Genomic DNA, 7,942 nt, shown 5'->3' with positions numbered 1-7,942 from the left:
GTAGGGGCGGCGGCAAAAAAGTAGTGCAGGCAATGAACGGTGATGGGGCCAGGCTATTTTTTCTGCCCGCTCTGGTTTTCAATTTACGGCGCGGCGCATTGCGCGATATTCTGGTTTTCTGATTGGCTAACGGCGGATGAGAGAATCATGACAGACAGCCAAGCGTTTGAACAACAAAGCCTCGACAATCTGCTGAGCTATTGGCGGCGCCATCGCCGCCTGCCGGGGGCGCGTTATCCGGCCGGGCCGACCGACAGCCTGTGCGACGTGCCGGGCGTCAGCGTCGGGCATCACACGCTGGCCGACGGCGAGTGCCAGACCGGCGTCACCGCCATCGTGCCGCCGGGCGATCTGTTCAACCAGCCGCTGCCGTGCGGCAGCGCGGTGCTCAATGGCTTCGCCAAGCCGCTGGGGCTGGTGCAACTGAACGAACTGGGGGTGCTGCAAACGCCGATACTGCTGAGCAACACCTTCGCCGTCGGCACGTTGTTCAACGCCATGGTGCGGCGCAGCTGCCAGCATTACCCGCAGATCGGCCGCGGCAGCGCCACCATCAACCCGTTGGTGCTGGAGTGCAACGACGGCTACCTCAACGATATTCAGGCGATGGCGGTGCGTGAGGAACACGTGTTCCGCGCGCTGGATAATCATTCCACCCGCTTTGCGCGCGGCAGCGTCGGCGCCGGGCGCGGCATGAGCAGTTTCGGTCTGAAGGGCGGCATCGGTACCGCCTCGCGCTATTGCCCGGGATTAGGGACCACGCTGGGCGTGTTGGTGCTGGCCAACTTCGGCACTCTCGACTCGCTGACGCTGAGCGGCGTGCGCGTCGGCCAGGCGTTGAGCACGCTGCTGGCGGATCCGCCGCCGCAGGTGGATGCCGGTTCGGTCATCATCATCATCGCCTGCGATCGGGCGCTGGACAGCCGCCAGCTGAACCGCATAGCCCGTAGGGCGGGCGCCGGTCTGGGGCGGGTGGGCAGCCATTGGGGGCACGGCTCCGGCGACATCGCGCTGGCGTTCTCCACCCGGTTGCTGGGGACGACGCTGCCGGACGAACGGCTGGAGCCGCTGTTCGCGGCGGCGGCGGACGCCACCGAGTATGCGGTGCTGGACGCCCTGCTCAGCGCCGAAGGCGTCAGCGGTTTCCAGCAGCATGCGCGTGCAGCGCTGGGCCCGTTGCTCGACCGCCTGGCGGCGAACCATGAAAACACAGGAGCCTGATGTGAAAGTCTTTATTTCTGCGGATATCGAAGGCATCGCCGGCGTGATGCGGCCGGAGCAATGCAACCCGGCCCACGCCGACTATACGGCGGCGCGCGAGTTGATGGAGCAGGAGGTCAACGCCGCCATCGACGGCGCTTTCGCCGGCGGCGCCACCGAGGTGACGGTGGCTGACAGCCATGCCATGATGCAGAACCTGCGTGCCGATCGCATCGATGGGCGCGCACGCTTGGTGCAGGGCAAGCCGCGCGGGCTGTCGATGGTGGAAGGGTTGCAGCACCAACGCTACGATGGCCTGATGTTGATCGGCTATCACAGCGCCGCCGGCGAGCGCGGCGTGCTGGCTCACACCATTAACGGTCGAGCCTTTTACCGCGTCAGCCTGAACGGCGAGGTGGTGGGAGAAAGCGATCTGTACGCGGCGGCAGCGGCCGAGTTGAGCGTGCCACTGTGGCTGGTGAGCGGCGACGATGAGCTGCAACGCTGGATCGCCGAGCGCTACCCGCACACCGGCTATGTCTGCGTGAAGCGGGCGATCTCGCAAACCGCCGCCGAATCGCTCAGCCCACAGCGGGCGCGCGCCGAAATCCGTGAGCGGGCGATACAGCAGGTGCGCCAGAGCGCGAAACTGCCGGTGGAACGCCGCTTCTCGCCGCCTTACCGGTTGACGCTGATGGCGGCCAAACCGGTGCTGGCGGATCTGTTCAGCCTGGTGCCGGGCGTGGAGCGTCAGGACGCACTCACCGTTGCTTTCACCAGTGACAACATGGCGGCGCAAATCCGCCTGCTCAGCGTCTTCTCCTATCTGGCGACCACGCAGAACTGAAGGTGCACGCCATTACAAGCGTTCGCGGTTGGCGAGCTGAATGGTGAGGTTTTCAATGCGTTCGGCCATTTGTTTGGTCAGGGCGGTGAGCTCGGTGTTTTGCTTCAGCAGCTCAAGCAGCTGCTCGGACTGCTGTTCGGCGAGGGTTTGCCGTTTCGCCATGGCCTCATCCAGATCTTCCCGATGTTGGGCATCGGCCAGCGCGTGCGCCTGATCGCGCTCGGCTTGACGAGTTTGCGCCAACAGGATCAACGGCGCGGCGTAGGCGGCCTGCAGACTGAACGCCAGATTCAGCAGAATAAAAGGATAGGGGTCAAACTTGGTGAATCCGGCCAGGTTGAGATAGATCCACACGCCGACCACCACCGTTTGTCCCACCAAAAAAGTCGGCGTGCCGAAGAAGCGGGCGAAAGCTTCGGCTTTCAGGGCAAACCATTGATCGCCAAAGGTGTGGGTTAAGCCTTGTAACGGCCGATACAAGCGAAATTTTTTGTGTTCCGACATAGTGGTGAGACTCATTGAGGTTGGAATTGCTTCATTTATAGCACAAATGAATTTAAAGACTCGCCAGTGCGATAGGCTGGCGCCGCGCCCACATCGCACGATTCCTCAACGAAAAATCCCTTCTCAACATTAGGCCTACTGGATAATAGGCTACGCTAATTATTGCTCTGTTGCGCTATGAGTAGGGCGCGACAGCTCATTCCCATAACAAGATCTGTTTCGCCGAACGCAGTGACGCATTCGGCTTTTTTGGAGCCATGAGCAATGACCATATCGCAACTCCCGCTTTCGCGGCGGCGGTTTATCGTCGGCGCCGGGGCGTTGGTGATCGGCGCTTACCTGCCGTCCACCGGCGCGCTGGCGCGCGCAAACGCCCCGACGGCCTCCGGCACGGCGCTTGACGCCAACGCCTTCGTCCAGATTGGCGCCGATGGCATCGTCACCGTGATCAGCAAGCACACCGAAGTGGGGCAAGGGGTCTATACCGGCATGGCGACGCTGGTCGCCGAAGAACTCGATGCCGACTGGGCGCAGGTGCGGGTCGTCGCCGCGCCGGTAGACACCCGTGTCTACAAAAACCTGACGTTCGGTTTCCAGGGCACCGGCGGTTCCAGTTCGGTCGCCAATGCCTATGAGCAGATGCGACGCATGGGTGCCATGGCGCGCGCGCTGTTGGTGCAGGCCGCCGCGCAGCGCTGGAAAACCTCGGCGCAGGAAATCACCGTGCAGGCGGGCAAAATCCGCCATGCCGCCAGCGGGCGCGAAGCGGGCTTCGGCGAGTTCGCCGCGCTGGCCGCCACGCTGCCGCCGCCGGATCCCGCCAGCCTGACGCTGAAGGATCCGGTCAATTTCACCCTGATCGGCAAAACGCGCGGCCTGCACCGCGTCGATTCGCTGGCGAAGACCAACGGCAGCGCGCAGTTCTCGCAGGATATCCACGAGCCGGACATGTTGACCGTCACCATCAAGAAGCCACCGCGTTTCGGCGGCAAGGTGGCGACCTTCGACGCCGAACGGGCGCTGGCGGTGCCGGGCGTGGTGGCGGTGAAGCAAATCGCCACCGGCGTGGCGGTCTACGCCAAAAACACCTGGGCGGCGATCCAGGGCCGGGAGCGGCTGCGGGTGACGTGGGACGACGCGCAGGCCGAACGGCGCAACACCGAGGAGATCTACGCCGAATTCCGCCAGGTGGCGCAGAAAACCGGCGTGGTGGCGAAGATCCACGGCAAGCCGGACGAGGTCTTAAGCCAGGCCGACAAGGTGATCGAGGCCGAATACACCTTTCCCTATGCCGCCCACGCGCCGATGGAGCCGCTGGACGGCTATCTGTTTTGGGACGGTGAAAGCGTCAAGGCGCGCTACGGCTGCCAGATCCAAACGCTCGACCACAAGCAGCTATGCGATCTGTTCGAGTTGCCGCCGGACAAGGTGCAGATTGAAACCATTCTGGCCGGCGGCAGCTTCGGCCGCCGCATCGATTTAGGCAACCCGACGCTGGGGCCGGATCTGGCGGCCGACATGGCGGCGGCGGCCAAGGGCATCGGCCCCGGCCACGGCGTGAAGGTGGTGTGGACGCGCGAGGACGACATCCGCAATGGCTGGTATCGCCCGATGATCCTGCACCGCCTGCGCGGCGCCATCCGCGGCGGCAAGGTGGTGGGTTGGACCGATACCGTGGTCGGCCACTCCTGGACGCGCCATAGCGCAATGGATGCGCTGGTGGTCAATGGCCTCGATCTGATGATGGTCGAGGGCGCCAGCGAGGTGCCCTATACCTTTGAGGCCTTCCGCTGCGATGCGCACATCGTGCCCGGTAAGGTACCGACCACCTCGCTGCGGTCGGTCGCCAGCACCCACACCGGCCATGCGGTGGAGAGCTTTATCGATCAGCTGTTGCAGGAAACCGGGCAGGATCCGGTTGAAGGGCGGTTGGCGCTGATGGGCGAAGCGCCGCGTGCGGCGGGCGTGCTGCGGGCGGTAGCCAAAGCCGCTGACTGGCAGGGGGCCAAGGTGGTGGGCGGACGCGCGCGTGGCGTGGGCGTTGCCAAGGCGTTCGATACCTATGTGGCGCAGGTGGCTGAAGTGTCAATCGGCGAAGGCGGCATTCCGAAAGTGCACAAGGTGTGGTGCGCGGTGGACTGCGGCGTGGCGGTGAACCCCGACGTGATCCGCGCGCAGATCGAGGGCGGTATCGGCTACGGGCTAAGCCTGGCGCTGTACGGCAATATCACGCTGAAAGATGGCGTGGTCGAACAGTCCAACTTCAATAATTTTCGCCCGCTGCGCATCGATGAGATGCCGGAGGTCGAGGTGATCATCGTGCCCTCGACCGAGAAACCGACCGGCGTGGGCGAGCTGGGGGTACCGACCATCGCCCCGGCGGTCGGCAACGCGCTGGCGCTGCTCGGGCGGCCGCGTACCTCGCTGAGCCTGCCGCTGCATAATCCCACCGCGAATCCAGCGTCTGACAAGGAGAGAACCTGATGATTCATTTAACCGTAAACGAGCAGACGCTGACCTTCGAGGGCGATCCGCACATGCCGCTGCTGTGGTTTCTGCGTGACGAGGCCGGCCTGACCGGCACCAAGTTCGGTTGCGGCATCGCCATGTGCGGTGCCTGCACCGTGCATCTGGACGGTGTACCGGTGCGTTCGTGCATGACGCCGGTCTCCGCCGCCGTCGGCAAAAAAATCACCACCATCGAAGCCGTGGGCGCCACGCCGGAGGGCAAGGCGGTGCAGGCAGCCTGGCTCGACCTGGACGTGGTGCAGTGCGGCTACTGCCAGTCCGGCCAGATCATGAGCGCCAGCGCGCTGCTGGCGCAAAGCAAGAACCCGAGCGATGCGGACATCGACGCGGCGATGGGCGGCAACGTCTGCCGCTGCGCCACCTATGTGCGCATTCGCGCCGCCATCCACCAGGCCGCCAAGGCGTTGGGTTAGGGAGAGATGCGATGAGCAACGCCTTGAAAGGGCTGTTATGGCTGATTATCGCCGTGGTGGTGTTGGCGGGGGGATACGTGTTGTACACGTTGCTGCGGCCCACCGGCGCGGAACCTGCGGCGCCGATCGCCGGGGCACCGGCCGGCATCACCGACAAACTGGCGCGCGGCGAGTACCTAGCGCGTGCCGCTGACTGTGTGGCGTGCCACACCGCACCGGGCGGCACGCCGTATGCGGGCGGCTTCGCCTTCAAGTTGCCGTTCGGCACCATTTACGGCACCAACATCACCGCCGACAAGGAAACCGGCATCGGCAACTGGAGTGACGACCAGTTCGTGCGCGCGGTACGCGAGGGCATCGGGCCGCAGGGCAACCTGTATCCGGCGATGCCCTACACCTCGTACACCGGGCTGAGCCGCGACGACGTGCTGGCAATCAAAGAATATCTGTTCAGCCTGCCGCCGGTGAAACAGGCCAACCCGCAAAACGAGCTGTCGTTCCCGTTCAACCAGCGTTGGGGCATGAAATTCTGGAACCTTGCGTTCTTCCACGAGCAGCGCTTCATGCCGGATCTCGGCAAAGACGAGCAGTGGAACCGCGGCGCCTATCTGGCGACGGCGCTGGGCCACTGCGGCGAGTGCCACACGCCGCGCAATCTGGGATTCGGTCTTAACCAGAGCAAGCACCTGAGCGGTGAAGTGGTGCAGGGCTGGTTCGCCGCCAATATCACGCCGGACAAACAGACCGGCATCGGTGGCTGGAGTGACCCGCAGCTGTCGCAATACCTGGCCACCGGTCATGCGCCGGGGCGCAGCAGCGCCGCCGGCCCGATGGCGGAAGCGGTGGAAAACAGCCTGCAGTTCCTGACACCGGAAGATAATCTGGCGCTGGTGAAATACCTGCGCGATATCGAGCCGATCGCCGGCGACGCCGCTGCGGCGGTGAATCTGCAGCCGAAGGGCGCGGGGGCTTCCACCCCGATCCTGCCTGGCGGCCAAGACAGTTCGCTTGGGCGGCGGGTGTTCGCCAACGATTGCAGCGGCTGCCACCAGTGGAACGGGCCGGGCCGCCAGAGCGAGTACGCGTCGCTGGTCGGCAGCACGGCGGTGAACGATCCGCAGGGGCGCAGCGTGGTGCAGGCCATCCTGAAGGGGACGAGCATCAGCATCGGCGAACGGCATGAGATGATGCCGGCGTTCGGCAGCGCCTATTCCGACGAAGAAGTGGCGGCGGTGGCCAACTTCGTGGTCGGCCACTTCGGCGATAAGCAGGGCACCGTCACCGCCAAACAGGTGGCGGAGCAGCGCAAGCAGTAGCGCATCGCGGCCGCCACGGCGGCGTGCAGGTTAAAGGCGGCGATATCGCGGGTATCGCCGCTTTTTTTATTGCCGGCATGCCGGCGGCAGTGCGCAACATTGGGTGAGCAAGGCGGGGTTAGCCCTGGCTTAATTGATTAAAAAGATAAGCTGGTCAAAGCCTAAACCGGCGAGCGCCGCTTTACGCACTATAGGTTTTGCGGTTTACCGGCACGACGAAGGGCTTTCACGCCGTACGTTGTGTGTTATTTTGGCCGGCGTGGATAACCGGCAATCGGGTAAAAGGTGATGGGTAATTCGGCATTTATGCATCGTTTTGACGCATTGGGTGGGCTTGAACTGCTCGTCGCGGACTTTTCAGACCATCGATTTGACGTGCATTGGCATGATACCTGGTCGATTGGCGTTGTCCTGCGCGGCGCCAATAACAACAGCGCCAAAGGCGATGCCGACGGTATCGTCAGCCGTGGGCAAGTCAGCCTCATTGCGCCGGGGCAGATACATGCCGGGACGGTGCTGGGCGAAGAGGGATGCCATTATTTCATGTTTTATCCCAGTCACGAGATGCTGCTGGACGCGGCGGAAAACATGGAGATACCTCTGCCGCCGGCAGTGAAGGGGAAACACATCAACCATGCGCCTTTCGCCAACCGGTTGTGTGAGGCCGCGGCGGTATTGACCACTGCGCAGTCCAGCCATTTTGACCGGGAGGTGGCATGGAGCCACTGTGTGGCGGATCTGCTGGCGGTGTGTTCCCCGCGGCGAGCGCCATTGGCAGGCGCCGGCATCGCGCCGGGCTTGTGCAGGGCGAAAGAGTATCTGCACGATAACTCGGCACGGGAAGTGCGTCTGGAGAGGCTGGCGCAGGCTGCCGGTCTGTCCAGGTTTCACCTTTGCCGCCAGTTCTCGGCAACATTCGGCTTGTCGCCGAGCCGCTATCAGCGGCAGCTCCGGCTACAGCAGGCGAAGGCCTTGCTATCCCGTGGCGGAGACATCGCAGAAATCGCCATCGCCTGCGGGTTCGCCGATCAGTCGCACCTGGGTAGGGCGTTCAAGTCGAGTTACGGCGTGACACCGCGCGGCTATCGCGATCGCTGCCTATGAGCAATATCGTTCTATCTCGCCGACTGACA

The 7,942-nt window shown here is 63.8% G+C and carries 7 protein-coding genes; 6 read left to right on the top strand and 1 reads right to left on the bottom strand.

The features are described from left to right. Positions 1-147 precede the first annotated feature (147 nt). A complete protein-coding gene (locus tag BHU62_RS03075; protein ID WP_073529095.1) occupies positions 148-1,221 on the top strand; it encodes a P1 family peptidase in 1,074 nt (357 codons plus the stop codon). A 1-nt stretch (position 1,222) separates the two neighbouring features. Next, positions 1,223-2,047 carry a M55 family metallopeptidase gene (locus tag BHU62_RS03070; protein WP_073529094.1) on the top strand — a complete coding sequence of 275 codons (825 nt, stop codon included), beginning with the start codon at positions 1,223-1,225 and terminating at the stop codon, positions 2,045-2,047. Positions 2,048-2,059: 12 nt separating this feature from the next. Here BHU62_RS03070 and BHU62_RS03065 read toward each other — a convergent pair whose 3' ends face one another. Next, a complete protein-coding gene (locus BHU62_RS03065; protein ID WP_171971288.1) occupies positions 2,060-2,551 on the bottom strand; it encodes a DUF1003 domain-containing protein in 492 nt (163 codons plus the stop codon). Positions 2,552-2,815: 264 nt separating this feature from the next. Between BHU62_RS03065 and BHU62_RS03060 the strand changes: the two genes are divergently transcribed. From BHU62_RS03060 to BHU62_RS03045, 4 genes are all read left to right on the top strand, one after another. Further along, a complete protein-coding gene (locus BHU62_RS03060; protein ID WP_073529092.1) occupies positions 2,816-5,035 on the top strand; it encodes a xanthine dehydrogenase family protein molybdopterin-binding subunit in 2,220 nt (739 codons plus the stop codon). Beyond that, positions 5,035-5,493, top strand: a complete 459-nt coding sequence (locus BHU62_RS03055; RefSeq protein WP_073529091.1) for a (2Fe-2S)-binding protein — start codon at positions 5,035-5,037, stop codon at positions 5,491-5,493. The genes BHU62_RS03060 and BHU62_RS03055 overlap by 1 nt, the downstream gene beginning before the upstream one ends. Positions 5,494-5,504: 11 nt before the next feature. Next, a complete protein-coding gene (locus BHU62_RS03050; RefSeq protein ID WP_073529090.1) occupies positions 5,505-6,809 on the top strand; it encodes a cytochrome c in 1,305 nt (434 codons plus the stop codon). 288 nt (positions 6,810-7,097) lie between these two features. Beyond that, positions 7,098-7,913 carry an AraC family transcriptional regulator gene (locus BHU62_RS03045; protein WP_073529089.1) on the top strand — a complete coding sequence of 272 codons (816 nt, stop codon included), beginning with the start codon at positions 7,098-7,100 and terminating at the stop codon, positions 7,911-7,913. Positions 7,914-7,942: the final 29 nt, after the last annotated feature.

The sequence above is a fragment of the Serratia marcescens genome (assembly GCF_001902635.1).
Taxonomy (GTDB): domain Bacteria; phylum Pseudomonadota; class Gammaproteobacteria; order Enterobacterales; family Enterobacteriaceae; genus Serratia; species Serratia marcescens_F.
Note: the sequence above shows the minus strand (reverse complement) of the source record. Positions and strands in the feature narration are given on the sequence as shown.